This is a genomic window from Streptomyces sp. NBC_00328 (assembly GCF_036139655.1).
Taxonomy (GTDB): Bacteria; Actinomycetota; Actinomycetes; order Streptomycetales; family Streptomycetaceae; genus Streptomyces.
Genome location: NZ_CP108013.1, coordinates 2996671 through 3023068, shown reverse-complemented (window position 1 = coordinate 3023068; position 26398 = coordinate 2996671). Strand labels below are relative to the sequence as shown.

The 26398-nt window shown below is 70.6% G+C and carries 23 protein-coding genes and 1 tRNA gene; 12 read left to right on the top strand and 12 right to left on the bottom strand.

Annotated elements, in window-relative coordinates; translation table 11 throughout:
* The first annotated feature begins 60 nt into the window (after positions 1–60).
* Entirely contained in the window at positions 61–678 is a 618-nt protein-coding gene (locus OG485_RS13260; RefSeq protein ID WP_328668534.1) for a TetR/AcrR family transcriptional regulator, read from the top strand.
* Positions 679–709: 31 nt separating this feature from the next.
* Complete coding sequence (locus tag OG485_RS13255; protein WP_328668533.1) at positions 710–1867, top strand: acetyl-CoA C-acetyltransferase; 1158 nt, start codon at positions 710–712, stop codon at positions 1865–1867.
* A gap of 6 nt (positions 1868–1873) precedes the next feature.
* Here the strand turns inward: OG485_RS13255 and OG485_RS13250 are convergent, their stop codons facing one another.
* The 4 genes from OG485_RS13250 to OG485_RS13235 are packed head-to-tail and all read right to left on the bottom strand — an operon-like array spanning position 1874 to position 5350.
* Complete coding sequence (locus tag OG485_RS13250) at positions 1874–2941, bottom strand: NAD(P)H-dependent flavin oxidoreductase (protein ID WP_328668532.1); 1068 nt, start codon at positions 2939–2941, stop codon at positions 1874–1876.
* A complete protein-coding gene (locus tag OG485_RS13245; protein ID WP_328668531.1) occupies positions 2941–3714 on the bottom strand; it encodes a CoA-transferase subunit beta in 774 nt (257 codons plus the stop codon). Before OG485_RS13245 ends, OG485_RS13250 begins: the two co-directional genes overlap by 1 nt.
* Positions 3715–3734: 20 nt before the next feature.
* Positions 3735–4601 carry a CoA transferase subunit A gene (locus OG485_RS13240; RefSeq protein WP_328668530.1) on the bottom strand — a complete coding sequence of 289 codons (867 nt, stop codon included), beginning with the start codon at positions 4599–4601 and terminating at the stop codon, positions 3735–3737.
* Positions 4598–5350 carry an enoyl-CoA hydratase family protein gene (locus OG485_RS13235; RefSeq protein WP_328668529.1) on the bottom strand — a complete coding sequence of 251 codons (753 nt, stop codon included), beginning with the start codon at positions 5348–5350 and terminating at the stop codon, positions 4598–4600. The genes OG485_RS13240 and OG485_RS13235 overlap by 4 nt, the downstream gene beginning before the upstream one ends.
* A 100-nt stretch (positions 5351–5450) precedes the next feature.
* Here OG485_RS13235 and OG485_RS13230 point away from each other — a divergent pair, with 100 nt between their 5' ends.
* Together OG485_RS13230 and OG485_RS13225 are read left to right on the top strand one after the other, a co-directional pair.
* On the top strand, positions 5451–6227 hold the full coding sequence (locus tag OG485_RS13230; RefSeq protein ID WP_443048912.1) for an SDR family oxidoreductase: 777 nt from the start codon (positions 5451–5453) through the stop codon (positions 6225–6227).
* A complete protein-coding gene (locus OG485_RS13225; protein WP_328668528.1) occupies positions 6224–7138 on the top strand; it encodes an SDR family oxidoreductase in 915 nt (304 codons plus the stop codon). Before OG485_RS13230 ends, OG485_RS13225 begins: the two co-directional genes overlap by 4 nt.
* Before the next feature lie 3 nt (positions 7139–7141).
* Here the strand turns inward: OG485_RS13225 and OG485_RS13220 are convergent, their stop codons facing one another.
* Positions 7142–7888: an ankyrin repeat domain-containing protein gene (locus OG485_RS13220; protein ID WP_328668527.1), complete on the bottom strand. Its 747-nt coding sequence runs from the start codon at positions 7886–7888 to the stop codon at positions 7142–7144.
* Positions 7889–8009: 121 nt separating this feature from the next.
* Positions 8010–8903, bottom strand: coding sequence for a hypothetical protein (locus tag OG485_RS13215; protein ID WP_328668526.1), 894 nt, complete (start codon positions 8901–8903; stop codon positions 8010–8012).
* Positions 8904–9227: 324 nt separating this feature from the next.
* Between OG485_RS13215 and OG485_RS13210 the strand changes: the two genes are divergently transcribed.
* From OG485_RS13210 to OG485_RS13190, 5 genes are all read left to right on the top strand, one after another.
* A complete protein-coding gene (locus OG485_RS13210) occupies positions 9228–10010 on the top strand; it encodes a S1 family peptidase (protein WP_328668525.1) in 783 nt (260 codons plus the stop codon).
* Positions 10011–10150: 140 nt separating this feature from the next.
* On the top strand, positions 10151–10594 hold the full coding sequence (locus tag OG485_RS13205; protein WP_328668524.1) for a chorismate mutase: 444 nt from the start codon (positions 10151–10153) through the stop codon (positions 10592–10594).
* 130 nt (positions 10595–10724) lie between these two features.
* Entirely contained in the window at positions 10725–13217 is a 2493-nt protein-coding gene (pepN, locus tag OG485_RS13200; protein WP_328668523.1) for an aminopeptidase N, read from the top strand.
* A gap of 263 nt (positions 13218–13480) precedes the next feature.
* Positions 13481–14980 (top strand): pyridoxal phosphate-dependent decarboxylase family protein, encoded by a 1500-nt coding sequence (locus OG485_RS13195; RefSeq protein ID WP_328668522.1) that lies wholly within the window; start codon positions 13481–13483, stop codon positions 14978–14980.
* Positions 14977–16416 (top strand): lysine N(6)-hydroxylase/L-ornithine N(5)-oxygenase family protein, encoded by a 1440-nt coding sequence (locus OG485_RS13190; RefSeq protein ID WP_328668521.1) that lies wholly within the window; start codon positions 14977–14979, stop codon positions 16414–16416. Before OG485_RS13195 ends, OG485_RS13190 begins: the two co-directional genes overlap by 4 nt.
* Before the next feature lie 157 nt (positions 16417–16573).
* On the opposite strand, the gene OG485_RS13185 is transcribed toward OG485_RS13190, so the two are convergent.
* Positions 16574–18379 carry a 5'-nucleotidase C-terminal domain-containing protein gene (locus OG485_RS13185; RefSeq protein ID WP_328668520.1) on the bottom strand — a complete coding sequence of 602 codons (1806 nt, stop codon included), beginning with the start codon at positions 18377–18379 and terminating at the stop codon, positions 16574–16576.
* Positions 18380–18518: 139 nt separating this feature from the next.
* Here OG485_RS13185 and OG485_RS13180 point away from each other — a divergent pair, with 139 nt between their 5' ends.
* Together OG485_RS13180 and pyk are read left to right on the top strand one after the other, a co-directional pair.
* Positions 18519–19247, top strand: a complete 729-nt coding sequence (locus OG485_RS13180; RefSeq protein WP_328668519.1) for an SIMPL domain-containing protein — start codon at positions 18519–18521, stop codon at positions 19245–19247.
* Positions 19248–19488: 241 nt separating this feature from the next.
* A complete protein-coding gene (gene pyk, locus OG485_RS13175; RefSeq protein ID WP_328668518.1) occupies positions 19489–20925 on the top strand; it encodes a pyruvate kinase in 1437 nt (478 codons plus the stop codon).
* Positions 20926–20953: 28 nt separating this feature from the next.
* Here the strand turns inward: pyk and OG485_RS13170 are convergent, their stop codons facing one another.
* Entirely contained in the window at positions 20954–21745 is a 792-nt protein-coding gene (locus OG485_RS13170; RefSeq protein ID WP_328668517.1) for a helix-turn-helix domain-containing protein, read from the bottom strand.
* 87 nt (positions 21746–21832) lie between these two features.
* A tRNA-Leu gene (locus tag OG485_RS13165) sits at positions 21833–21916 on the bottom strand.
* 101 nt (positions 21917–22017) lie between these two features.
* On the opposite strand from OG485_RS13165, the gene OG485_RS13160 reads away from it, so the two are divergent.
* Positions 22018–22674: an ANTAR domain-containing response regulator gene (locus OG485_RS13160; RefSeq protein ID WP_328668516.1), complete on the top strand. Its 657-nt coding sequence runs from the start codon at positions 22018–22020 to the stop codon at positions 22672–22674.
* Between the two features lie 110 nt (positions 22675–22784).
* Here the strand turns inward: OG485_RS13160 and OG485_RS13155 are convergent, their stop codons facing one another.
* From OG485_RS13155 to OG485_RS13145, 3 genes are read right to left on the bottom strand one after another with little or no spacing between them, the layout of a single operon-like run.
* Positions 22785–23501 carry an ABC transporter ATP-binding protein gene (locus OG485_RS13155; protein WP_328668515.1) on the bottom strand — a complete coding sequence of 239 codons (717 nt, stop codon included), beginning with the start codon at positions 23499–23501 and terminating at the stop codon, positions 22785–22787.
* Positions 23498–24610 carry an ABC transporter ATP-binding protein gene (locus OG485_RS13150; protein WP_328668514.1) on the bottom strand — a complete coding sequence of 371 codons (1113 nt, stop codon included), beginning with the start codon at positions 24608–24610 and terminating at the stop codon, positions 23498–23500. Before OG485_RS13150 ends, OG485_RS13155 begins: the two co-directional genes overlap by 4 nt.
* A 5-nt stretch (positions 24611–24615) precedes the next feature.
* The gene (locus OG485_RS13145; RefSeq protein WP_328674407.1) at positions 24616–26397 is read right to left on the bottom strand and encodes a branched-chain amino acid ABC transporter permease; all 1782 of its coding nucleotides are present in this window, start codon (positions 26395–26397) and stop codon (positions 24616–24618) included.
* Between the last annotated feature and the right edge of the window lies 1 nt (position 26398).

The window sequence follows — 26398 nt, the reverse complement described above, 5'->3', positions numbered from 1 at the left end:
CAGGGGCAATCCCATCCGGCCCGGAGGCCGGGGTACCCACCGAGGAAGCCCGATGACCGCGTGCCTACCAAGAAGAAGCCCCAGGTGACCGCCACCCCCGAGCGCCGCCGCGAACTCCTCGGCACCGCCGCCGAGGTGTTCGCCGAACAGGGCTACAACGCCACGACCGTCCGCAAGATCGCGGACGAGGCCGGGATGCTCGCGGGCAGCCTCTACTACCACTTCGACTCCAAGGAATCGATGCTGGAGGAGATCCTGCGGACCTTCCTCGACGAGCTCTGGGACGGCTACGACACCGTCCTCGACGCCGGACTCGGACCCCGGGAAACCTTGGAAGCCCTGGTCACCGAGTCCTTCCGGGAGATCGACCGGCACCGCGACGCCGTCGCGATCTACCAGAAGGAGTCCCGCCACCTCGTGGCACAGCAGCGCTTCGCCTTCCTCGCCGAGTCCCAGCGCAACTTCGAGAAGGCCTGGCTGAGCACCCTGGAACGCGGAGTCGACGCCGGGATCTTCCGCGCCGACCTCGACATCCGCCTCACCTACCGCTTCGTGCGCGACACCGTGTGGGTCGCCGCCTCCTGGTACCGGCCCGGCGGTCAGCACAGCCCCGAGGAGATCGCCCGGCAGTACCTGTCGATGGTGCTCGACGGCATCTCCGTCCGCGAGGAGACGTAAGCGAACCACTCACACCCCCAAGGGAGTCGTCATGGCCGAGGCCTACATCGTCGAAGCGGTCCGTACGCCCGTCGGGCGCCGAAGGGGAGGACTCGGCGCGGTCCACCCGGCCGACCTCGGCGCGCACGTGCTCAAAGCCCTTGTCGAACGCTGCGGTGTGGACCCGGCCGCCGTCGAGGACGTCGTCCTCGGCTGCCTGGACACCGTCGGGCCGCAGGCCGGGGACATCGCCCGCACGAGCTGGCTGGCCGCCGGACTGCCCGAGGAGGTCCCCGGGGTCACCGTCGACCGGCAGTGCGGCTCCTCCCAGCAGGCCGTCCACTTCGCCGCCCAGGCCGTCCTCTCCGGCACCCAGGACCTCGTCGTCGCCGGCGGCGTACAGAACATGACCCAGATACCCATCGCCTTCGCCTCCCGCCAGGCCGCCGAACCCCTCGGCCTCACCGAAGGCCCCTTCGCGGGCAGCGAGGGCTGGCGGGCCCGCTACGGCGACCGCCCCGTCAACCAGTTCCACGGCGCCGAACTCATCGCCGCCAAATGGGGCATCAGCCGCCGCGACCAGGAGGAGTTCGCCCTCCGCTCCCACCACCGCGCGATCCGCGCCGCCGACGAGGGCCGCTTCGCCCGCGAGACCGTCCCCCTCGCCGGCGTCACCGCCGACGAGGGCCCCCGCCGCGACACCACCCTGGAGAAGATGGCGGCCCTGAAGCCGGTCGTCGAGGGCGGCACCATCACCGCCGCCTGCTCCTCCCAGGTCTCCGACGGCGCCGCCGCGATGCTGCTCGCCTCCGAACAGGCGGTCCGCGAACACGGCCTCACCCCCCGCGCCCGCGTCCACCATCTCTCCGCCCGCGGCGAGGACCCCATCCGGATGCTCTCGGCCCCCATCCCGGCCACCGCCCACGCCCTGAAGAAGACCGGCATGTCCATCGGCGACATCGACCTCGTCGAGATCAACGAGGCGTTCGCCCCGGTCGTCCTCGCCTGGCTCAAGGAGACCGGCGCGGACCCCGCGAAGGTCAACGTCAACGGCGGCGCGATCGCCCTCGGCCACCCGCTCGGCGCCACGGGCGTACGGCTGATGACCACCCTGCTGCACGAACTGGAGCGCACCGGCGGCCGGTTCGGACTCCAGACGATGTGCGAGGGCGGCGGCCAGGCGAACGTGACGATCATCGAACGGATCTGACGGCTGTCACACCTCGTCGTGTTCACCAGCGATCTGTGGAAGACCGCTGAGAGCCGCCCCCGCTTCCGCCATCACCCGCTCGACCAGTTCCGCGCAGGACGGCAGATCCTCGATCACCCCGGCGACCTGCCCCGACGCCATCACCCCCAGATCCGTCCGGCCGTCCACCATCGACGACTTCAGGAGCATCGGGGTGTTGGCGGCGAGCAGGACCTGACTCCAGGACAGGTCCCGGCCGTGCTTCATGGCGAGGCCGTCGCGGATCATGCGGGACCAGGAGAGGCCGGAGATCCGCCGGAACCCGGCCGCGTGACGCACGGCCCGGACGAACGCCCTCGTGCGGCCCGCCCTCTCCAGCGCGTCGACGAGCTCACTGCGCAGCATGCGGTGCGGCAGCCCGTCCACGGCCGTCGTCAGCGTCACGTCCTTGACCGTCGCCGCCAGGTACCGCGCCTTCACCGCGTCGGGGACGGTCGAGTCGGAGGTCAGCAGGAACCGCGTGCCCATCGCGATGCCCGCCGCCCCGTAGGCCAGCGCCGCCACCAGCCCCCGCCCGTCGTGGAAGCCGCCCGCCGCCACCACCGGGATGTCCACGGCGTCCACCACCTGGGGCAGCAGCACGCTCGTCGCCACCTCCCCGGTGTGGCCGCCGCCCTCACCGCCCTGCACGATCACCGCGTCGGCACCCCAGGCGGCCACCTTCTCGGCGTGCCGCCGCGCGCCGACGGACGGCACGACGACCACCCCCGCCTCCCTCAGTCCGACGATCAGCTCCCGGGACGGGGCGAGCGCGAACGACGCGACCCGCACGCCCTCGTCGACGATGATCCGCACCCGGTCGCCCGCGTCCCCGGCGTCGGCGCGCAGATTCACGCCGAAGGGCCGGTCCGTACGCGACTTGACCTCCCGCACGGCGTCACGGAGCTGGTCGAGCGTCATCGTCGCCGAGGCCAGGATGCCCAGCGCCCCCGCGTTCGCCGTCGCCGAGACCAGACGGGGCCCCGCCACCCAGCCCATGCCGGTCTGCACGACGGGATGCCGGACCCCGACGAGCCGGGTCAGCGCGGTCTCCATCAGCGCCCGCCCCCGCCCGGACCGCCGGTCGAGGTGCCCCGCGGATCGGGCACCTCGCGTTCACGCCGACCGGCCGGGTCGAGCACCGTGCGGATCAACTCCAGCTCCTCCGCGGTCGGTTCGCGGGTGAACGGCACTTCGTCCGGGACCGTCAGCCCGAACCCCGTCGCCTCCCCGACCTGCTCGGCACTCACGCCCGGGTGGACGGACACCAGCCGCATCGAGTGATCGGGCGTCCCGAAGTCCAGGACGGCCAGGTCGGTCACCACACGGGGAAGGCGATGGAAACGGGTGGCGCTCGGCCCCGCGGCGCCGGCCCGGTCGTATCCCACCCCGCACACCAGGTCGACCCGCTCCACGAACACCCGCTGGGAATGCCGCGGGATCCAGTAACTCGTCGGATTGTTCAGGGTGTTGACCGGCGCGCCGCGCACGCCGAGCAGCTGGCGCCGGGGCCGGGACCAGTCGCCGACGCACGCGATGTTCTGGTTGCCGAACCGGTCGATCTGGCTCGCGCCCATCATCACGTGCCTCCGTCCGCCGGTCACCGCCGTCAGATGTCTGCGGTACGGCAGCCAGCCCTCCGGGGTGCCGTCGAGCCCGACGAGCAGCGCCTCGCCGTCGGTCAGCAGCAGATCCGGCGAGAAGGTGTGCCGGGCCAGCCGGGCGCCGATGGACGGGATCAGGCCCATCGGGCTGGCGAGCACCTCGCCGTTGTCCCGCCACGCCTCGGCGCACGCGATCACGCAGTACTCCGCTCGGGTGACGCTCACCGGTCCCGCTCCTTCCCCGTTCACCGCTCCCGCTCCTTCCGCCAGGCGCGCACGGCGCTCTGATAGGCCTCCTCGCCGCCGCCGAGGAACCGCTCGGCGAACTCGGCGTACGGCGTGGTCGCGTACAGCTTCTGGAAGGCCTCGTCCCGTCCGTAGTCCGGCACGCACGAGGTGAAGTGCGCCCCGTTCGGCGCCTCCACCACTCCCGTCACGAAGGAACGCTGGAGCAGCAGGGTCTGCGGCGCCGCCTCCTTCGTCAGCTCCGCCGTGTCCACGATCCGCTCGCAGGAGACGTACGCCGCGTCCGCCGCCTCGCAGAACAGGTCGTCGAAGTACGGATCGGGTCCCAGATACTGGCCGTTGCCCGCGCGGTCCGCGCGGTTCATGTGGACCAGGGCCGCGTCCAGACGCAGCGCGGGCATCGCGAGGAGCTCCTCCCGTATCCCCGAGACCGGGTCCGGATACGGCGAAGTGACCGTCCGCAGACCTGGATCGACCCGCATCACGTCCGAGCCGAGCCCCGCGCGCACCGGGAGGAACGGCAGCCGGTTCGCCGCCGCGTGCAGCCCCCACATGAACATCGCCTCGTCCACCTCCCTCAGCTCGAACGCGCCGCGCTCGCGGGCCGCGCGGTAGTGCGGTTCGAGCGGGACGGAGTCGAGCGTCACGAACGCGGTGACCAGGGTGCGGATCCGGCCGGCGGCGGCGAGCAGCCCGACGTCCGGGCCGCCGTACGACACGAGGGTCAGATCGGTGATCTCGCTGCGGAGCAGCGCTCTCACCAGGGCCATCGGCTTGCGGCGCGAGCCCCAGCCGCCGATGCCGAGCGTCATCCCGCTCTCCAGCCGGCCGACGACGTCCTGCGCCGACATGGTCTTGTCGCTCACCGGGGAGCCTCCTTGCCGAAGGTGTCACGGACGCGGGCGGCCACACCGGCCAGAGCGGCCTCGAAGGTGAAGCCCTGTTCGAAGCGGTAGCTGCGGCGCACGTCGACGGGATCGATGCCGTTGATGGCGGCCTTGGCGAGCCGGACGAGCTGCCCGTCCTTGGCCGCGATCTCGCGCGCCAGCTCCAGCGCCGCCGCCCGCAGCTCCCCGCCCGGCACGACCCGCCACACCGAGCCGTGCGCGTGCAGCTCGGCCGCCGTCACCGTGCGCGAGGTGTAGTACAGGACCCGCATCAGATGCTGCGGGACGAGACGCGCCAGATGCGTGGCCGCCCCGAGCGCGCCGCGATCCAGCTCGGGCAGGCCGAAGACGGCGTCCTCGCCCGCCACGATCGCGTCCGCGTTCCCCACCAGCCCGATGCCGCCGCCCAGGCAGAAACCGTGCACCGCGGCCACGACGGGCACCTCGCACTCGTACACCGCGGCGAAGGCCTCGGCGCAGCCGCGGTTCGCGCCGATCAGCGCCCCCCGGCCGGTGGGGTCGCGCTGAAGCTCCTTGATGTCGACGCCCGCGTTGAACCCGCGCCCCTCCGCTCTCAGGACGACACAGCGGACCCCCGGGTCGCCGCCCGCAGCGCGCACGGCGTCGGCGAGGTCGAACCAGCCCCGCACCGGCAGCGCGTTCACCGGCGGGAAGTCGACCGTGACGACGGAAATCCCCTTTTCCGGGGACGAGGTGGAGACACCCATGGGCACATCAGCTACCTTTCCACCAAACGTTTGTTAGGTGTGATGCGAAGCTAGCAGCGATCGCGGTCGCGCGGGAGGCCCTGTGGACAACCCGGACACCATGGACCGGCCCGGATCCGCCGTGGACCTCGGCGGCCGGACCGTCGTCGTCACCGGCGGCACCCGAGGCGTCGGCGCGGGCATCACCCGCGCCTTCCAGCGAGCCGGCGCCCACGTCGTGGTCTGCGCCCGGCGGCCGCCCGAAGCCCCCCTCGGCAAGGCCGACTTCGTCCCCCTCGACCTGCGCGACCCGGCCGCGGTACAGGCCTTCTTCGACGCCCTGCCCCGGCTCGACGTCCTGGTCAACAACGCGGGCGGCGCCCCCTACCGGCCGCTGGCCGAGGCCGACGCCGAGCGGCAAGCCCGGGTGATCGAGCTCAACCTCACCGTCCCGCTCACCGCGTCGATCGCGGCCCGCGACCACCTCAGGCGGAACCGGGGCTCGATCGTGATGATCGGCAGCGTGAGCGGATCGCGCCCCTCGCCCGGCTCCGCGGCCTACGGCGCCGCCAAGGCCGGACTGGAGCACCTGGCCCGCTCGATGGCCGTCGAGTGGGCGCCGGAGATCCGGGTCAACACCCTGGTCGTCGGCATGGTCCGCACCGAACTGGCCCATCTGCACTACGGCGGCGAGGACGGCCTCGCCGCCGTCGCCCGCACCGTCCCGCTGGGCCGCCTCGCCCAGCCCTCCGACGTCGGCGACGCCGCCGTCTTCCTCGCCTCCGACGCCGCCGCCTACATCAGCGGCGCCTCCGTCCTCGTCCACGGAGGCGGGGAACGCCCCGCCTTCCTCGACGCCGCCACCGCCAACAAGGACCAGCGGGGAGAGACACGATGAGCGCACGACGGCTGTGCGAGGGGCGGGTCGTGATCGTCACGGGCGCGGGCCGCGGGCTCGGCAGGGCACACGCCCTGGCGTACGCCGCGGAGGGCGCCCGGCTCGTCGTCAACGACCTCGGCGTCGGCCTCGACGGCACCCCCGCGGCGGACAGCCCGGCCCGGCAGGTGGCCGACGAGATCCGCGCGGCGGGCGGCGAGGCGGTCGCCCACGGCGGCGACATCGCGACGGCCGAGGGCACCGCGTCCCTCGTCCGCACCGCCCTGGAGACGTACGGGAGGCTCGACACCCTCGTCAACAACGCCGGATTCCTGCGCGACCGCATGCTGGTCAACCTCGACGAGGACGACTGGGACGCCGTCATGCGGGTCCACCTGAAGGGCCACTTCCTGCCGCTCAGGCAGGCGGCGGCACACTGGCGCGCGGAGGCGAGGGCGGGTCGCGCGCCCGACGCCAGGGTCGTCAACACCAGCAGCGGCGCGGGCCTGCTCGGGTCGGTCGGGCAGGGCAACTACAGCGCCGCCAAGGCCGGCATCGTCGCCCTGACACTGGTCGCGGCGGCCGAGATGGAACGCCACGGCGTCCAGGTCAACGCCATCGCCCCGGCCGCCCGCACGCGGATGACCGAGCGCGCCTTCGCCGACACCATGGCGGTCCCCGGCAGCGGATTCGACGCGATGGACCCCGGCAACGTCTCCCCGCTGGTCGTCTGGCTCGGATCGGCCGCCAGCGCCGGGGTCACCGGCCGCGTCTTCGAGACCGAGGGCGGCAGGATCACGGTGATGGAGGGCTGGCGGCCGGGCCCCAGCGCCGACAAGGGCGCCCGGTGGACCCCGGCGGAGGCCGGCGAGACGGCCCGCGAACTCCTGACGCGGACCGCGACTCCGGGAGCGGTGTACGGGGCGCGGTGAGCCTCAGCGCCCGGAGCGGGTCGTGCTCGCCTTCAGCAGGGCGACGATCTCCGCGTGACCGGTCTGGAGGTCGTCGCCCGCGAACGGCCGGCCCCGGGCGTCCAGGAGCTCGACCTCGACGGTGACGCCCTCGGGCGAAGGACGCCGGCGGGTGACGAAAGCGTGGCCGGAGCCGTGCGCGCGGGCCAGCCCCTCCCGCAGCTCCGCCTCGACGCCGACGCCGAGCAGCCGGCGGGCCTCCGCCAGCGCCTCGCCCCGCGCGCCCGCCCCGTGCGCGAGCAGCGCCCGCACACAGCCGGCCGAACCCCGGTGCGCCGCCGTCACCAGCGGGGGCTCGCCCGCCGGTCCGGGCCGGCCCGGGTCCGCGCCCGCCCCCAGGAGCGCCTCCGCGACGGCGGTGTGACCCCGCCGCAGGGCCCAGGTCAGCGCGGTGAAACCGAACGCCTCCACGGTGTCCGGGTACGCTCCCGCCGACAACAGGGCGCGCACCACCTCCGTATGACCGCCGCAGGCCGCCCCGCACAGCGGAGCGTCCGTGCCCAGACTCAGCCGGTCGGGCTCGGCGCCGGCGGCCAGCAGCAGCCGCACGACGCCGGGCCGGTCGCTCACCGCCGCCAGATACAGGGCGCTCTGGCCGTCCTCGTCGACCGCCTCCGGGCTCACCCCGGCACGCAGCAGCCGTACGACCGCGTCCTCGTCCCCCTCGTACAGAGCGGGGAAGAGGAGTGCGGTGGGGTCGTTCGTGCTCATCCTTCGACCCTCGCTCGCCACGGACACGCGAGGCAAAGGCTTTCGGGGTGTTCTGCCTCACCCGGCCCGCCCCCCGGCGCCACGAACGGCGCACTCGCGGGGCGGCGCACGGGGCCGGCCCTCAGGTGTCGCACTCCAGCACCGTCCGGCACAGCGCGCACCGCGCCCGTACCCGGCCCCGGACCGGCACCCTGATGCGCTGGTGGCAGGTGGGGCACGGGAAGGAGACACGCAGCGGTCCGCGGTCGTCGGGCGCGAAGGTGTAGGGCACGCCGGAGTGCTCGGGGGTGTGGTGCTCCTGGGCGTGGCGCCGGTCCCTGGCGTAACGCCGTCGCCCCGCCCAGCCGGCCGCGGTCAGCGGGGGCTGCCGCCCGTCACGCAGGGCCAGCTCCATGCCCTTGGTGTACGCGGTGTACGCCTGCGGGCTGGTGAACCACACCGAGGGGTCCTCGCCGAAGACCAGAGCGCGCTTGGCGAGGACGTAACCGAACTCCTCGGGCGTCAGATAGCCGAGTTTCTGCGAGGACGCGGCGTCCTCGCGGTAGGCGTCGAGAAGGAGCCAGCCCGCGCCGAGGTAGGCCGCGGCCGTGTCGGTGAGGATCTCGGTGTCGCGGGTGCCGGGGAACGAGAGGTCCAGGCGGTGCAGATAGACGTGCATCACCTCGTGGGCGAGGGCGGCGCCGATGTCCCTGCGGTGGGTGCGGAAGCGGTCGTTGAGCTCGATGAAGTACTCGGGCCCCGCGGCGAGTTCGACATGCGCCGCGTGGGTCATCTCGCGGAAGCCGATGATCATCCGGGCGTCCGGCAGCCGGTAGTGCCGCACCATCTCACGGGCGACGCGCTGCGCGCCCAGATGCAGGTCGTCGACGTCCGCGAAGGCCACGTCGGCGGGCGCCACGCTGGTCGCGAAGGTGTGGACGGTGTCGTACGAGAGCCGCTTGTAGAGCGCGGTGACCGATGCCCGCACCGTGTCCAGATGCGGGTAGCCGTGCTCCACGGGTCCGCCGTTCGCCACGCCCGCACCCCCAGAAGACGCCGGAACTCCTCTCCACTGTAAGCGGGGTTCCGCCCGGTGGCGGGGGAGCGGAGCGAGCGGGGGTGCCGCCCGGAGACGGGGGAGCGGGGTGAGTGGCGTTCCGCCCGGAGAAGGGGGCGCGGGGCACGTGGGGTTCCGCCCGGAGGCGGGGCGCCGCACGGGCCGGACGACGGCTGGCCGGAATGAGGCTCTTGCCCGCCGCGGCGGACGGTCCTCATAATCCCCACCAACTTGGCAGGTGCATGCCATTCGACATTTCCCGTGCACCCGCCCTGCCGACAACCCCCCACGAAAGGAAGCACGTTGAAGTCTCTCAGGAAGTACGGCGTCGTCAGAAGACTGCTCACCGTCGCCGCGGTAGCCCTCGCCACCGTCTCCCTCCAGCCGACGGCCGCACACGCCGCACCCGCACCCGTCGTCGGCGGCACCCGCGCCGCCCAGGGCGAATTCCCCTTCATGGTCCGCCTCTCCATGGGCTGCGGCGGCGCCCTCTACACCCAGAGCATCGTCCTGACCGCCGCGCACTGCGTGAACGGCTCCGGCACCAACACCTCCATCACCGCCACCGCCGGCGTCGTGGACCTCCAGAGCAGCAGCGCCGTCAAGGTCAAGTCCACCAAGGTGCTCCAGGCCCCCGGCTACACCGGCAAGGGCAAGGACTGGGCCCTCATCAAACTCGCCACACCCATCGCCCTGCCCACCCTGAAGATCGCCACCAGCACCGCCTACAACAACGGCAACTTCACCGTCGCCGGCTGGGGCGCCACCCGCGAAGGCGGCGCACAGCAGCGCTACCTGCTCAAGGCCACCGTCCCCTTCGTCGACGACGCCACCTGCAAGCAGGCGTACGGCAGCGACCTCGTCCCCGGCGACGAGATCTGCGCCGGATTCGTCGCCCAGGGCGGCGTCGACACCTGCCAGGGCGACTCCGGCGGACCCATGTTCCGCAAGGACGACACGGGCGCCTACATCCAGGTCGGCATCGTGAGCTGGGGCGAGGGCTGCGCCGAGCCGGGATACCCCGGCGTGTACAGCGAGGTCTCGACCTTCGCCGCCGACATAGCCAGAGCGGCCGCCGGCCTCTGACCCCGCCCGCCGTACGGCCCGCCCCACCCGCAGGACCCGAACGACCCCTGCGCGCGGCGCCCGCGACCCAGGTCGCGGGCGACCGCCGCACGGCCTCCCCTCGAGATCGAGCCCCCGCGGGCCACGTAGGGTTGGCTGTCATGACCACCAGCACGCCCCAGGAAGCCGGCCCCGACGTCAGAGCGGAGCTCGCCCGGCTGCGCGACAGCATCGACAACATCGACGCCGCCGTCGTCCACATGCTCGCCGAACGCTTCAAATGCACCCAGCAGGTCGGCCACCTCAAGGCGGCCCACCAGCTTCCGCCCGCCGACCCCTCCCGCGAGGCCCACCAGATCGCCCGGCTGCGCAGCCTGGCCGAGAACGCGAAGCTCGACCCGGCCTTCGCCGAGAAGCTGCTGAACTTCATCATCGCCGAGGTCATCCGGCACCACGAGCGCATCGCGGACGACGCGGGCGGCGGTACGGCCGGCACGGCCAGTACGACCGGTCCGACCTCCGAGACCGCCACGACCGGCGCGGCCACTACGACCGGTGCGGCCGGTACGGCCGACCCGACCGGCACGGCCGATACGCGGGAGTGACGGCGGCGGGCCGCCGCTCCGCCGCCCCGGCCGCCCCTCCCCCGACCGCAGCCCGTGACCAGGTGGCGTCAATGCGCATATACAGGACCACCCCTGTGTCCTGACCCGCGCCATCGGGCAGCATGGCCTCATGTCCGTACTGACGCGCGACGAAGCGCAGACCCGTGCCAAGCTCCTCGACGTCCACCACTACGGGATCGAACTCGACCTGACCCGAGGGGACGAGACCTTCGACTCCCTGACCGTCATCCGGTTCACCGCCCGCGCCGACGCGGACACCTTCGTCGAGATGAAGCCCGCCGAACTGCGCTCCGTCACCCTGGACGGCAGGCCCCTCGACCCCGCCACCCTCGACGAGAACCGGCTCACCCTCAAGGGACTCACCGCCGGCGAGCACGAACTGCGCGTCGACGCCTCCATGCGCTACTCCCGCACCGGGGAGGGCATGCACCGCTTCACCGACCCCACCGACGGCGAGACCTACGTCTACACCCAGCTCTTCATGGAAGACGTCCAGCGCGTCTTCGCCGCCTTCGACCAGCCCGACCTCAAGTCCGTCTTCGAGCTCTCCGTCACCGCCCCCGAAGGCTGGACCGTCCTCGCCAACGGCGTCACCGAACACCTCGGCGACGGCCGCTGGAAGGCCGCCCCCACCCCGCTGATCTCCACCTACCTCGTCGCCGTCGCCGCAGGCCCCTGGCACTCCGTCCGCACCGAACACGCCGGCCTGCCCTTCGGCCTCCACTGCCGCCGCTCCCTCGCCCCCTACCTCGACGCGGACGCCGACGAAATCCTCGACATCACCCGCGCCTGCTACGACCGCTACCACGAGAAGTTCGACGAGCCCTACCCCTTCGACTCCTACGACCAGGCGTTCGTCCCCGAGTTCAACGCCGGCGCCATGGAGAACCCCGGCCTCGTCACCTTCCGCGACGAGTTCATCTACCGCTCCGCCGTCACCGACACCGAGCGCCAGACCCGCGCCATGGTCATCGCCCACGAGATGGCCCACATGTGGTTCGGCGACCTCGTCACCCTGCGCTGGTGGGACGACATCTGGCTCAACGAGTCCTTCGCCGAGTACATGGGCTACCAGACCCTCACCGAAGCCACCCGCTTCACCGACACCTGGGTCGACTTCGGCGTCGCCCGCAAGTCCTGGGGCTACGACGCCGACCAGCGCCCCTCCACCCACCCCGTCGCCCCCGACCCGGACGCCGTCCCCGACACCGCGTCCGCCATGCTCAACTTCGACGGCATCTCCTACGCCAAGGGCGCCTCCGCACTGCGCCAACTCGTCGCCTGGCTCGGCGAGAAGGACTTCCTGGCCGGCATCAACACCCACTTCGCCCGCCACAAGTTCGCCAACGCCACCCTCGCCGACTTCATCGACAACCTCGCCTCCGCCACCGAACGCGACGTCCACGCCTGGGCCGACGCCTGGCTGCGCACCACTGGCGTCGACACCCTCACACCCGAGATCACCGAAGCCGACGGCCGGTGGCAGCTCACCGTCGCCCACCAGGGCAGCCGCCCCCACCGCATCGCCGTCGGCGCCTACGACATCGTCCCCGGCGAGGACAACCGGCTCACCCTGCGCGACCGCTTCGAACTCGACGTCCCCCAGGGCGACTCCACCGACCCCCGGCCCGGCCGCCGCCCCGACCTGCTCCTCCTCAACGACGGCGACCTCACCTACGCCAAGGTCCGCTTCGACACCAAGTCCTTCCAGACCGTACGAGCCGCCCTCGCCGGCCTCCCAGACCCCCTCACCCGGGCCGTCGTCTGGAACGCCCTGCGCGACGCCGTACGCGACGGCGAACTGCCCGCCACGGCCTACATCGAGACCGCCCGCACCCAGCTGCCGCACGAGACCGACCTCGCCGTCGTCCAGGGCGTCCTCACCTTCGCCACCGCCCACGTTGCCAACCGGTACCTGAGCCCCGAACAGCGGGCCACCGCCCTCGCCACCCTCACCGACCTGTGCCGCGACCTCATCCGCCGCACCGAGGACGGCTCCCGACCCGGACTGCGCCTGACCGCCGTACGCCACCTCATCGACGTCGCCGTCCACCCCGACACCATCAGCGCCTGGTTCTCCGAGGGCACCGTCCCCGGCGGCCCCGAACTCGACCCCGAGCTGCGCTGGCGCATCCTCGGCCGGCTCAGCGTCCTCGGCGCCGTCGACGACGCCGTGATCGAAGCCGAACTCGTCCAGGACCCCAGCGCCACCGGCCAGGAAGGCGCCGCCCGCTGCCGCGCCGCCCTGCCCGACCCCCAGGCCAAACGCACCGCCTGGGACGCGATGTTCGCCACCGACGACCTCTCCAACTACCTGTTCACCGCCACCGCCCAGGGCTTCTGGCAGCCCGAACAGGCCGGCCTCGTCCACGCCTACGTCGAGCGCTACTGGCCCGACGCCGTGGCCGTAGCCGAACGACGCGGCCCCGCCATCGCCGAAGCCGCAGGACGCTGGGCCTTCCCCGCCTGCGCCGTCACCCCCGAGACCCTCGCCCTCGGCGAGAGCTGCCTGCGCGACGCCGACCTCATCCCGGCTCTGCGCCGCAAACTCGCCGACCAACTGGACGACCTCGCACGCGCGTTGCGGGTGAGGCAGGCCTAGCCGCCAACCTGACGAAGACCGGACACCGGAGACCGGGCACAAGACCCGGCTCCGGACCCCGGAGTCCAGACACCAGACGCGAACCCGGACGCCGGACAGCTGCCCCGCAGCCGTCCGGCGTCCCGCGTGTCCGCCCCCGTCACACAAATCCTCCGTACGGCAGTACCCCCGCCGGGACCGAATCGTTGTCCTTGGCGGGCGCACCTGCCCAAAACACGCACACGCCGGGAAGGACCCCGCCGCACGTCCACCGGAGGACACCCATGAGCACGCCGCCCCTCGCCTCAGGCCCCGAAGGCCCCGACGCACTGCGGCCGTTGCTCGACACCGTCCTGCACGCACTCGCCGAAGGCACCGCCGCCCGCGGAGGCCCCCTCCCCGCCGGAGGACCCGCACACGTCGCCGAGCGCCTGCGCACAGCCCTCGGCGACCCCCTGCCCCACCACGGCAGCCCCGACGCCCTGCACACCCTCGTCCGCGCCCTCGCCGAAGGCGCCGCCGACCCCGCCGACCCCCTGTGCGCGGCGCACCTGCACTGCCCGCCCCTGGCCGTCGCCACCGCCGCCGACCTCGCAGCCTCCGCCCTGAACCCCTCCCTCGACTCCTGGGACCAGGCGCCCGCCGCCTCCGAACTCGAGGCACTCCTCACCCGGGCCCTCGCCGACCTGGTCTACGGCAACCCGGACGACACCTCGCACACCTCGCACACCTCAGGCGCGGAGGGCACGGAGGGCACGAAGGGCACGAAGGGCACGGAGATCGCGGAGATCGCGGAGATCGCGGAGGGCACGCGAGGCGCGCAGGGAGCGCGAGGCACGCAGGGCGACGCCCTCGTCACCACCGGCGGCACCGAATCCAACCAACTCGCCCTCCTCCTCGCCCGCGAGAAACACCACGGCGTCCAACTCGTCTGCGGAGCGAACGCCCACCACTCCCTCCACCGCGCCACCTGGCTCCTCGGCCTGCCCGAACCCGTCGTCCTCCCCGCACCCGCCGGCACCCTCGACCCCGCCGCCCTCGACAGCGCCCTCAGCGACCTGCGCGGCCCCCTCCTCGTCGCCGCCACCGCAGGCACCACCGACGCCGGACTCATCGACCCGCTGCCCGAGATCGCCGACCTCTGCGCCACCCACGGCGCCCGCCTCCACATCGACGCCGCCTACGGCGGAGGCCTCCTCTTCAGCGACCGGCACCGCACCAAACTCGACGGACTCGCCCACGCCGACACCGTCACCCTCGACCTGCACAAACTCGGCTGGCAGCCCGTCGCCGCCGGACTCCTCGCCGTACGCGACCCCACCGACCTCACCCCCCTCACCCACCGGGCCGACTACCTCAACGCCGACGACGACACGGAAGCAGGCCACCCCGACCTCCTCGGCCGCTCCCTGCGCACCACCCGCCGCCCCGACATCCTCAAGATCGCCGTCACCCTCAAGACCCTCGGACGCCACGGCATCGGCCACCTCGTCGACCAGGTCTGCGCCCACGCCCACGAACTCGCCGATCTCACCGCCGCACACCCCGGCTTCGAGCTCTACGACCACCCCGTCATCAGCACCGTCCTCTTCCGGCCCCGAGGCGCCACCGACGACACCGTCGCCGCCGTACGCCGCACCCTCCTCGACCAAGGCCGCGCCGTCCTCGGCCGCGCCACCCTCGACGGCCGCCGCTGGCTCAAAGCCACCCTCCTCAACCCCCACACCCGGCCGGGCGACCTGGCCACGCTCCTGAAACTGGTGGAAGGACACACCCCCCGATGAGACCGACACCCCACCCCCACCGCCCCGACGCCGAAACCCCCCGCGACCTCGTCGGCATCGGCATCGGCCCCTTCAACCTCTCCCTCGCCGCTCTCGCCCACCCCCTCACCGAACTCGACACCGTCTTCTACGAACAACGCCCCGGCTTCGACTGGCACCCCGGCCTCCTCATCGACGGCGCCACCCTCCAAGTCCCCTTCCTCGCCGACCTGGTCACCCTCGCCCACCCCACCAGCCCCTGGTCCTTCCTCAATTACCTCAAGGACCGCGACCGCCTCTTCCCCTTCTACTTCGCCGAGCGCTTCCACATCCAACGCGCCGAATACGACGCCTACTGCCGCTGGGTCGCCGACAACCTCCCCGGGCTCCGCTTCGCCCACCAGGTCGACACCGTCCGCTGGGACCCCGAACACGAGCTCTTCGAAGTCGACTTCACCCAGCTCGACACCCACGGCCGAGCCCAGGCCCACGGCCGCGCCCACGCCCGCAACATCGTCCTCGGCGTCGGCACAGCCCCCCACATCCCCGAACCCCTCAAACCACTCGTCGAGGCCCCCGACGCACCCGTCATCCACGCCGCCGACTACCTCAAACACCGCGACCGGTTCCTCACCGCCGACCACATCACCGTCATCGGCGCCGGCCAGTCAGGAGCCGAAGTCTTCCTCGACCTCCTCCGCAACCGCCCCACCGGAAAAGAAAAGATCCACTGGCTCGCCCGCACCGAGGCCTTCGCACCCATGGAGTACTCCAAACTCGGCCTCGAACACTTCACCCCCGACTACACCCGCTACTTCCACGCCCTCACCGAACCCGTCCGCGACCGCCTCCTCGCCGCCCAATGGCAACTCCACAAAGGCATCGACGCAGACACCATCGCCGCCATCCACGACGAGCTCTACCGCCGCACCCTCCACGGCGGCTGGCCCGACGCCGTCCTCACCCCCGCCGTCACCGTCCGCACCGCCGGCCGCATCGCCACCACCAAGATCGAACTTCACCTCGAACACACGCAGCAGGGCACCCGATCCCGCCTCACCACCAACGCCGTCGTCCTCGCCACCGGCTACCGCGAACGCCCCATCGCCCCCCTCCTCGCCGGACTCGACCCCTACCTCCGCCGCGACAACGCCGAGCGCCCCGACATCGACAACGAGTTCCGCCTCGTCCTCGACCCCACCGTCACCGGCCGCGTCTACGTCCAGAACGCCGAACTCCACACCCACGGCGTCGGCACCCCCGACCTCGGCCTCGCCGCCTGGCGCAGCGCCACCATCCTCAACTCCCTCACCGGCAAAGACCCCTACCCCCTCCCAGACCGCACCGCCTTCACCACCTTCGGACTCGAACACACCCACCGCGTCCCCGCCGCCCGCCAGGAAACCCGAACCCTCACCCGCCTCGTCCCGCTCATCCCTCTCGTCGAAGGACGATGACCACCCCCACATCCCCTCATCGGACGAGCCCCGCCGATCGGTTCACACATAGGCCGGGATTCTCCGATCGCCTTGCACAACCGCCCAAGACAAACGGCGCCGACGCGAGAAACCGCGCCGACGCCGCCGACCTGAACCGACCTGAACCAAAAACGCCCTAGAACACGGGCACACCCTCACGCGTCAGCTTCCAGTCCACCGACGCGAACTCCTTCGGGTCCAGCACACCCTTCGCCGTGACCCACTCCGCGATACGCGTCCGGATCTCCGTCGACTCCGACCACACCTCGGTCGCCGAAGCGACATGCGGAAACGCGCCGCCACCATTGGCACGGTAGTTGTTCACCGCGAACACGAACTGCTGAGCGTCATCCAACGGCGCACCGCCGAACGTCAGGTTCTTGATCCGCGAACCCTCCGCCTGCGCGATGTCGATGTCGTACGCGAGCCCCGACACATAGTCGTAGTTGTAGTCCGGACGACTGTTCGCGTTCGTCAGCTTCTCCGTGTCGACCACCGCACCCACGGGCGTCTGCACGAAATAGTTCGCCGAATACTCCAGGTACGCCCGCACCTGCGCACCCGTCAGCACCTTCGCCACCAGCGTGTTGTCGTACACATACAGACTCGACAGATCCCGGATCGTCACATCCCCGGCCGGGATCTCCGACGTCCGTGAGAACGGCGACGCCTGCGCGATCACCGGCAACGACGCGTACTGCGTCCCCACCAGCGCCGCCCTGACCACGTCCTCCTGCACCTTCGTGATCAGATCGATGATCGGAGCGTCCTTGTAACGCGCCTCCACCGTCGTCAACGTCTCCGTCGCCGCACCGACCACCTGGTTGACGTACGCCACCACCACGTCGTGCTCGTCCTTCAGCAGCCGCGTGATCTTCGGGTCGTCCGCCACCGAGTTCGTGTTGCGCACCGACGCGGCCACCGACTCGACCGTCCAGCGCCCCTTCTCGAAGACCAGCGCGAAGTCGAACACCGACATCCGCTCCGCGTACGCCAGCGGCTCCGACAGCACGACGGTCTTCCCCGTCACCGTGTTCGTGACCTTCAACTCCGGGATCTCCAGATGCGCGTGACCCACCAGGATCGCGTCGATCCCCGGCACCTGCTGCGCCACCAACGCCGCCGAATTCTCCACATACGGCAACTGGTCACCGTACGACGACGTACCCGACGCACCCGAATGCGCCGACACGACCACCACGTCCGCACCCATCGACCGCAGCTTCGGCACCCACTTCGCCGCCTGCTCCTCAAGACCCGGGAACGTCAACTTGCCCTGCACGTACGCCTTGTCCCAGATCGCGATACCCGGGTTCGTCAGACCCAGCACCGCCACCTTCACCGGCGGAGCGCCATGGACGTGGAACTCCTTCATGAAGTACGGAGGGAACGCCGGCTTCAGCGTCTTCGCGTCCAGCGCGTTCGCGCCCAGCAGCGGGAAACGGCACTGCGACTCGAACTTCCGCAGCGTCTCGATGCCGTAGTTGAACTCGTGGTTCCCGAGCGCCACCGCGTCATACCCGATCGCGTTCATCGCCTGCGCCATCGGATGCACCGGACCGCCCTTGGCGGTGATCGGATCCACCTTCGCGTAGTAGTACGTCAGCGGAGTGCCCTGGATCGTGTCACCGGCGTCCAGCAGCAGCGTGTTGCAACGCCCCTTCTCCGCACGGATCTCGTTCACCAGCGTCGAGATCCGCGCCAGACCCTGAGCGTTACCCGCCTTGTCCGCGTACTCCGCGTTTTTGAAGTAGTCCCAGTTGAAGACATGACCGTGCAGATCGGTGGTCCCCATCACCGTCAGCTCGTACCGCTTCACCGGCCGGCCCCCCTTCGCCCTCTCCGCGGCCTGCGCCACCGGAGCCGCGCCCACTCCCGCGAGCGCCACCCCCGCACCCGTCACGGCGGACTCTTTCAGAAACTTCCGGCGGTTAAACGGCATGGCTTGAACTCCTCGGGAAATTGGTCAACGACGCGCGTAGATTCTGGCCTAACACCCGCCCCCGCAAAAGACCCTGGAGGTTTCCATCTCGTGGCCGTACAACGCCACGGACCCCCCACCCCCTGACAGAGTGGGACGTATGACCCCCGACACCGCCCCCACCGCCAACCCGACCCCACCCGCCGTCCCCTACGGCACCCCCGACACACCCCGCATCGCCGTCCGCGGCGAAGCCCGTCTCGAAGTCGACCCCGAGATCGCCCGCGTCACCATCACCGTCACCGCCCGCGGCAAAGACCGACGCGAAACCCTCGCCGACCTCACCCGCCGCAACACCCTCGCCCTCGACCTCGTCAAGGCTTACGGCGACGCCGTCGAACGCCTCGAGACCAGCGCCCTCACCATCACCCCCGAACTCGGCCGCCACGGCCGCGGAGAACGCGTCCGCACCCACCACGGCCTCGTCCACATCACCGCCGAGCTCAACGACTTCACCGCACTGGGCGAACTCACCACCGCCCTCGCCGACCTCGACCTCACTCGCGTGGACGGCCCCTGGTGGACCCTGCGCCCCGACTCACCCGCCCACCGCACAGCACGCCAACAGGCCGTCCGCGAAGCCGTCCAGCGCGCCCGCGAATACGCCGAAGCCCTCGAAACCACCCTCACCGCACTCGTCGAACTCGCCGACACCGGCGCCGAGGACACCCACCCCCGAGTCCCCCAGAGCACCCGCGCGCTCAGCCGGGCCGCCTACGGCGCCGGCCCCACCGAGGACGAACCCGCCCCCCTCGACCTCGAACCCCAACGCCAGCACGTCCACGCCCAGGTCAACGCCCGCTTCACCATGGCACCGCCACGGCTCTAGCCGCACCTGGCAGCATCACGGAAAGTCACCACAAGGCTCTTCCGCGCACCCACCCCACAGCCCGGCGCACACTGGACGGGCACGAGCAGAAGAACGCGCCGACCGCACCGAGAACAGTGCCCTGCTCATCGGAGCGGCACGGCGCACAATTCAACAGTTGTCAATAACCCTTCACGCAAAGGTTGTTGAGTAGTCATGCGCGACCAATTCTCTACCGACCGGTAAGGCCTAGGCTCGAATCATGCGCCGAGCGAAAATCGTCTGCACCTTGGGCCCCGCCACCGACTCGTACGACCAGATCAAAGCCCTGGTCGAAGCCGGAATGGACGTAGCCCGCTTCAACCTCAGCCACGGCACCCACGCCGACCACGAGGAACGCTACCGACACGTCCGAAAGGCATCCGACGAAACCGGCCGCAGCGTCGGAATCCTCGGCGACCTTCAAGGACCGAAGATCCGCCTCGGCCGCTTCACCGAAGGCCCCGTACTCCTTGAACGCGGAGACACCTTCACCATCACCGTCGAAGAAGGCGCCGAAGGCGACCGCGACCACTGCGGAACCACCTACGACGGACTGGCAACGGACGTCACTCCCGGTGAACGCATCCTCGTCGACGACGGCAAAGTCTGCCTCGAAGTCACCTCCGTCGACGGCCCCCGCGTCCACACCACCGTCATCGAAGGCGGCATGGTCTCCGACCACAAAGGCCTCAACCTCCCCGGCGTCGCCGTCTCCGTCCCCGCCCTCTCCGACAAGGACGAGGACGACCTCCGCTGGGCCCTGCGCACCGGCTTCGACGTCATCGCCCTCTCCTTCGTCCGCAGCGGCAACGACATCCGCGACGTCCACCGCATCATGGACGAGGAAGGCCGCCGCCTCCCCGTCATCGCCAAAGTCGAAAAGCCCCAGGCCGTCGACAACATCGACGACATCGTCGCCGCCTTCGACGGCATCATGGTCGCCCGCGGCGACCTCGGCGTCGAAATGCCCCTGGAGCAGGTCCCGATCGTCCAGAAGCGTGCCATCAAGCTCGCGAAGCGCAACGCCAAGCCGGTCATCGTCGCCACCCAGATGCTCGACTCGATGATCGAGAACTCCCGCCCCACCCGCGCCGAAGCCTCCGACGTCGCCAACGCCGTCATCGACGGCACCGACGCCGTCATGCTCTCCGGCGAGACCAGCGTCGGCAAATACCCCATCGAGACCGTCAGGACGATGTCCCGCATCGTCGAAGCGGCCGAAGAAGACATCCTCGCCAAGGGCCTGCCGCCCCTCACCGAACGCAACAAACCCCGCACCCAGGGCGGAGCCGTCGCCCGAGCCGCCGCCGAAATGGGCGACTTCCTCGGCGCCAAGTTCCTCGTCGCCTTCACCCAGTCCGGCGACACCGTCCGCCGCCTCTCCCGCTACCGCTCACCCATCCCCCTCCTCGCCTTCACCCCCACCCCCGCCACCCGCTCCCAGCTCAACCTCACCTGGGGCGTCGAAACCTTCCTCGGCCCCCACGTCGACTCCACCGACGCCATGGTCGACCAGGTCGACGAACTCCTCCTCAAGTACGGCCGCTGCGCCAAGGGCGACATCGTCGTGATCACCGCCGGCTCCCCGCCCGGAGTCACCGGCTCCACGAACCTGGTCCGCGTCCACCACATCGGCGAGGACGACAGCCCCAAGTAGCAGGCACAGGCGCCTTCTCCGTCGCCGGTCAGTACTTGGGGCCCACGTGGGCGTCGAGGAGGGCTACGGAGGCCTTCCTGGCGACGGAGATGTTGTACGGGTTCCCGTGGCGGGTGCAGTGCGGCCAGTCGACCCCGAGCTTGTCCAGGGTGTCCGTGAAAAGCTGCCGGATGTCGTCCGAGACATTGGTGAAGAAGTACCGGGGGTACTCATAGCGCTTGCGCTCCCCGCCGACGAGTCGGGTCGTCCAGTTGGTGATGCGACAGCCGTCGGAGTGGATCAGCCCCCGGATGAACTCCCAGGGATGGGCGTCGACGATCTCCTGCTGCCAGGGTTCGAGGACGATGGGGCGCTCGTGCTTCTTGCCGGGGCCGTGCTGCGGGAAGAGGCGGTCGAGGTGCTTGAAGTACACCTTGATGTTGTGCGCGCCCTTGCTTCGCACGCGGCACGTGGCGTTGTGGGGGAACACGGTCCGCAGGGCGCGTTCCGTCCTGTCCTGGATACCTGGCCAGGCGTCGTCGAGGGTGATCATGAGGCTGGGCACTTTGTGCTTCGCGTAGTGAGTGATGTGTCCGTCGCCCAGATACAGGCCGAGGAGATAGCTGTACGAGGCCTTGTCGAGGTCACGGCCGTTGCACCTCGGGCAGAGGAGCGACGGGCGAACGGTGACCGGCTCGCCGCGTTTAACTCGGTCCACGTGCTTCCAGTAGCTGACCGTTCCCGGCGGAACGCCGAACCGTCGTGCCACGTCGGTGTTCTTGGCCCCGTCGCGGAGCAGGGCGAGAGTCTTCTGCCGTACTTCAGTTCCATGCGCGTTCATGTGAACACTGTGCGTTGCTGATCGTCACCGTGTGCAGCAAAAAGCGGAGGTCCACGAGAACGTGGACCTCCGCTTTGCGATGATCTGTGCCGGGTATGGGATTCGAACCCACATGTCCTTGCGGACAGAGGTGTTTGAGACCTCCGCGTCAACCAGTTGCGCCAACCCGGCGTGAGTGGCTCTGCGGAAGCATACCGGGTCATCGCGGTCCGCCGCCGCTAGGTAGTCTTCTTAAGCAGCACTACCTGCCCGGCCCGCAATGAGGAGCCCCCGTGACCGCCCCCGAGTCGCCCCAGCCCGTAGACGCGCCCGACGACGACAAGTCGCACGTGCCTCCGCTGACGACCCGTGTCGTCATCGCCGAGGACGAGGCGCTGATCCGCCTCGACCTCAAAGAGATGCTCGAAGAAGAGGGCTACACCGTCGTAGGTGAGGCCGGTGACGGTGAGCAGGCCGTCGAGCTGGCCCGGGAGCACAAGCCCGACCTGGTGATCCTCGACGTGAAGATGCCGAAGCTGGACGGCATCTCGGCGGCGGAGAAGATCGCCGAGGAGTCGATCGCCCCGGTGCTGATGCTGACCGCGTTCTCGCAGCGCGACCTGGTCGAGCGGGCCCGTGACGCGGGCGCGATGGCGTACCTGGTGAAGCCGTTCAGCAAGAGCGACGTGGTGCCGGCGATCGAGATGGCGGTGTCCCGGTTCGCGGAGCTGAAGGCGCTGGAGGGTGAGATCGCGGATCTCACGCAGCGTCTGGAGACGCGCAAGCTGGTGGACCGCGCGAAGTCGGTGCTGCAGACGGAGTACGGCCTGACGGAGCCGGCGGCGTTCCGGTGGATCCAGAAGACGTCGATGGACCGCCGTATGTCGATGCAGCAGGTGGCCGAGGCGGTCATCGAGGACGCCGCGGAGAAGAAGGCGTCGAAGGGCTAGTTCAGCCCCCTGTCGTAGAGCTTGGTCCGCCTGGTCGTGGCGGACGGAAGAGGCCCGCACCCCTGACGGAGGTGCGGGCCTCTTCGTGTGTGCGGCCGGGCCGCGGTGGATCAGTCCTCGCCGAGGTACGCCTTGCGGACGGACTCGTCGTGGAGGAGGTCCTGGCCGGTGCCGGAGAGGACGATGCTGCCGACCTCCATGACGTGGGCCTGGTCGGCGAGGGAGAGCGCCGCCTGGGCGTTCTGCTCGACGAGCAGGATGGTCGTACCGGACGCCTTGAGTTCGGCGATGGTGGCGAGGATCTTCTGCATCATGATCGGCGAGAGGCCCATGGAGGGTTCGTCGAGCATGAGCAGCTTGGGCTGGGACATGAGGGCGCGTCCCATGGCGAGCATCTGCTGCTCGCCGCCCGAGAGGGTGCCGGCGGCCTGCTTACGGCGTTCTCCCAGGATGGGGAAGAGGTCGTAGGCGCGCTGGATGTCCTTCTCGATGCCCGCCTTGTCGCTGCGGAGGAACGCTCCGAGCTGGAGGTTCTCCGCGATGGTGAGGCGGGGGAAGATGTGGCGTCCCTCGGGGGAGTGTGCGAGTCCGAGGGCGACGATCTTGTGGGCGGGGACGTTGGCGAGGGGCTGGCCGTCGAAGAGGATGCGGCCTCCGCTGGGCTTGAGGAGCCCGGAGAGGGTGCGCAGGGTCGTCGTCTTGCCGGCGCCGTTGGTGCCGATGAGGGTGACGATCTGGCCGGCTTCGACGGTGAAGGAGATGCCCTTGACGGCTTCGATCTTGCCGTAGGCGACCTTGAGGTCTTCGACCTCGAGCAGTGCGGTCACTGGGCGGTTCCTTCCTTGCTGGTGCTGCTGCCCTGTGCGTCGGCGTCGTCGGACGCGGTGGGGGCGTCGGAGTCGTCGGCCGGGGTGGCGTCCTCGGGCTCCTCGGAGGCCTCGGGGGCGTCGGACGTTTCCTCGGCCTCGGGGGCTTCGTCGGTGTCCGTGCCGTCCTCGGCCGCCGGGGTTGCTTCGGCTTCCCCGGCTTCGGGGGCGGCGTCGGCCGGGGCGGCTTCCTCGGTCTTCGGAGCGGTGTCCGTCGTGGTCACGGCTTCGGCGGTTCCCGCCGCTTCCGCGGCCTCGACCTCGGCCAGCTCCTCCTCGCCCGGGGCGCCCTCGAACGGGGTGCCCAGGTAGGCGGCGACGACGCGCTCGTCGCCCTGGACGACCTCGGAGGTGCCTTCGACGAGCTTTTCGCCCTGGACGAGGCAGGCCACGCGGTCGGACAGGTTGAAGATGAAGCGCATGTCGTGCTCGATGACGAGGACGGCGATGCCCCGGTCGCGGATGGCGAAGACGAGTTCTTCGGTCGCGCGGGTTTCCTGGGGGTTCATGCCGGCGGTGGGCTCGTCCAGGAGGAGCAGGCCCGGCTCGCTCGCCATCGCGCGCGCGATCTCCAGCTTGCGCTGCTCGCCGTAGGGGAGGTTGCGGGAGAGGTGGTCGGCCTTGTGGGCGAGACCGATGAACTCCAGCAGTTCCATGGCGCGTTCGCGGGATTCGGCTTCGGCCTTGCGGAAGCCGGGGCCGCGCAGGAGGGCGGACCAGAGGCCTTCCTTGGTGCGGGTGTGGCGTCCGACGAGCACGTTCTCCAGGACGGTCATGTTGGCGAAGAGCCGGATGTTCTGGAAGGTGCGGGCGATGCCGGCGCTGGTGACGAGGTGGGGCTTGGGGGGCAGGACCTTGCCCTTGTAGGCGACTTTGCCCTCGGTGGGGACGTAGAGGCCGGTGAGGCAGTTGAAGAAGGTGGTCTTGCCCGCGCCGTTGGGGCCGATGAGGCCGACGATCTCTCCGGCGTTGACCGTGAGGTCGACGTTGCGGACGGCGGTGAGGCCGCCGAACCGCATGGTGACGCCGGTGGCTTCGAGGACGGGGCTGGGGGCTGTGGTGGTGGTCATGTTGGTTACGCCCCTGCCTTGGTGACGCCGACGGTGGAGTCGGGCAGGCCTTGTTCGGGGATGTGGACGGTCTCGTCGCTGTCGTCGCTCTCGTGGAATTCGAGCTGGTTGCGGCGGTTGGCGATGATGCCTTCGGGGCGGAAGCGCATGAGGACGACGAGCGCGACGCCGAAGGCGAGGAGTTGGTACTCCTTGAGGAACTGGAGCTTCTCAGGGAGGAGGTAGAGCAGGGTGGCGCCGAGGATGGGTCCGCTGACGGTGCCCATGCCGCCGAGAACGACCGCGGCGAGGAGGAACGCGGAGTTCGGGGGTACGGAGCCGGCGAACTGGTACGGGGCCGGGTTGACGCTGTAGCCGACGTGGGCGCTGACCGTACCGGCGAGGCCGGCGAGGGAGGCGCCGAGGGCGAAGGCGACGAGCTTGACGCGGAAGCCGTTGATGCCCATGGCGGTGGCGGCGGTCTCGTCCTCGCGGATGGCGATCCAGGAGCGGCCGATCCGGGAGTCGGCGGCGCGGGAGAAGACGACGACCACGAGTCCGGTGATGAGCAGCATCAGCAGGAAGTAGTTGGCGAAGCGGCCGAGGGCGTGGCCGGCGACGTCGTGGGTCGTACCGAAGTCGAACCCGAAGATGTTGAGGTCCGGGATCATGGAGATGCCGTTGGGGCCGTTGGTGATGTTGGGTCCGGAGGCGCCGTCCAGGTTGTTGACGGCGATGCGGAAGATCTCTCCGAAGCCCAGGGTCACGATGGCGAGGTAGTCGCCGCGCAGTCGCAGGGTGGGGGCGCCGATGAGGACGCCGAAGACGAGCGACGCGGCCATGCCGGTGAGCATGGCGGCCCAGAAGGGGAACTGGACGCCGGAGAAGCGGGAGAACTCGGAGCCGGAGACGAGGGCCGCGGCGTAGGCGCCGACGCCGAGGAAGGCGACGTATCCGAGGTCGAGGAGTCCGGTGAGGCCGACGACGATGTTGAGGCCGAGGGCGACGGTGCCGACGACGAGGATGCTCACGCCGACGTTGGCGTTGTGCTCGTTGTCCGCGACGTAGGGGAAGATCGCCGCGGCGAGGAACGCCATGGTGGTGGCGAATCCCTTGTGGCGGGCGTTGAGCTGGGCGAAGCGGTCGAAGAGTCCGGCGGTCTGGAGGGCCCAGGTGCCGAAGACGACGAGGAGCAGGTAGCCCAGGAACGTTTCGCTCGCGTCGGGGTCGACGCCGATGCCGTACGTGAACGCGATGAGTGCGACGGCGGTGGCGGCGGTGATGACGAGGCGCTCGACCCAGCCGGGCAGCTTGGCGGCCGGCGGGATGAGGTCGGGCTTGGTGACGTAGTCCTTGAAGGTGTCACCGGGCTTGGGGAGTGCCAGGGTGCCGAGGAGGGCGATCAGGGAGCCGACGGCGGCGACGTAGGCGCCGGGGTCGAGTGCGACGAGGCCCTTGAGGTCGACGGCGATGGCGATGGCGCTGAACCAGCTGACGGCGAACGCGGAGGCGGCGGCGAGGACGACGGGCTGGGTGGCGCCCGCCGGGTTGAGCCAGCCGAGGCCGCGGACGTTCCAGAGGGTCAGGGCGAAGAGGAGGGTGAGCGCGCCGGCGACGATGTCGAGGATCTGGAGTCCGGCCGGGGAGCCGTAGTAGGTGAGGTCCCCGGGGAAGTCGGACGTGTAGGTCCAGGACATGAACGTGCTGGCGATGGTGGCGATGGCGCCGAAGGCGATGAGGGCGCGGGCGGCGCTCTCGGGGAGTGCGATCAGGCCGCGCTCGGAGGTGGTGGTCTCGGTGGTTGCCATG

Bases quoted from the DNA above. Each gene is read 5' to 3' on its own strand.
- OG485_RS13185 (WP_328668520.1), bottom strand. From the start codon at position 18,379: ATGCCGTTTAACCGCCGGAAGTTTCTGAAAGAGTCCGCCGTGACGGGT.
- OG485_RS13225 (WP_328668528.1), top strand. From the start codon at position 6,224: ATGAGCGCACGACGGCTGTGCGAGGGGCGGGTCGTGATCGTCACGGGC.
- OG485_RS13230 (WP_443048912.1), top strand. From the start codon at position 5,451: ATGGACCGGCCCGGATCCGCCGTGGACCTCGGCGGCCGGACCGTCGTC.
- OG485_RS13150 (WP_328668514.1), bottom strand. From the start codon at position 24,610: ATGACCACCACCACAGCCCCCAGCCCCGTCCTCGAAGCCACCGGCGTC.
- OG485_RS13170 (WP_328668517.1), bottom strand. From the start codon at position 21,745: ATGAACGCGCATGGAACTGAAGTACGGCAGAAGACTCTCGCCCTGCTC.
- pyk (WP_328668518.1), top strand. From the start codon at position 19,489: ATGCGCCGAGCGAAAATCGTCTGCACCTTGGGCCCCGCCACCGACTCG.
- OG485_RS13205 (WP_328668524.1), top strand. From the start codon at position 10,151: ATGACCACCAGCACGCCCCAGGAAGCCGGCCCCGACGTCAGAGCGGAG.
- pepN (WP_328668523.1), top strand. From the start codon at position 10,725: ATGTCCGTACTGACGCGCGACGAAGCGCAGACCCGTGCCAAGCTCCTC.
- OG485_RS13190 (WP_328668521.1), top strand. From the start codon at position 14,977: ATGAGACCGACACCCCACCCCCACCGCCCCGACGCCGAAACCCCCCGC.
- OG485_RS13180 (WP_328668519.1), top strand. From the start codon at position 18,519: ATGACCCCCGACACCGCCCCCACCGCCAACCCGACCCCACCCGCCGTC.
- OG485_RS13250 (WP_328668532.1), bottom strand. From the start codon at position 2,941: ATGGAGACCGCGCTGACCCGGCTCGTCGGGGTCCGGCATCCCGTCGTG.
- OG485_RS13235 (WP_328668529.1), bottom strand. From the start codon at position 5,350: ATGGGTGTCTCCACCTCGTCCCCGGAAAAGGGGATTTCCGTCGTCACG.
- OG485_RS13195 (WP_328668522.1), top strand. From the start codon at position 13,481: ATGAGCACGCCGCCCCTCGCCTCAGGCCCCGAAGGCCCCGACGCACTG.
- OG485_RS13220 (WP_328668527.1), bottom strand. From the start codon at position 7,888: ATGAGCACGAACGACCCCACCGCACTCCTCTTCCCCGCTCTGTACGAG.
- OG485_RS13255 (WP_328668533.1), top strand. From the start codon at position 710: ATGGCCGAGGCCTACATCGTCGAAGCGGTCCGTACGCCCGTCGGGCGC.
- OG485_RS13145 (WP_328674407.1), bottom strand. From the start codon at position 26,397: ATGGCAACCACCGAGACCACCACCTCCGAGCGCGGCCTGATCGCACTC.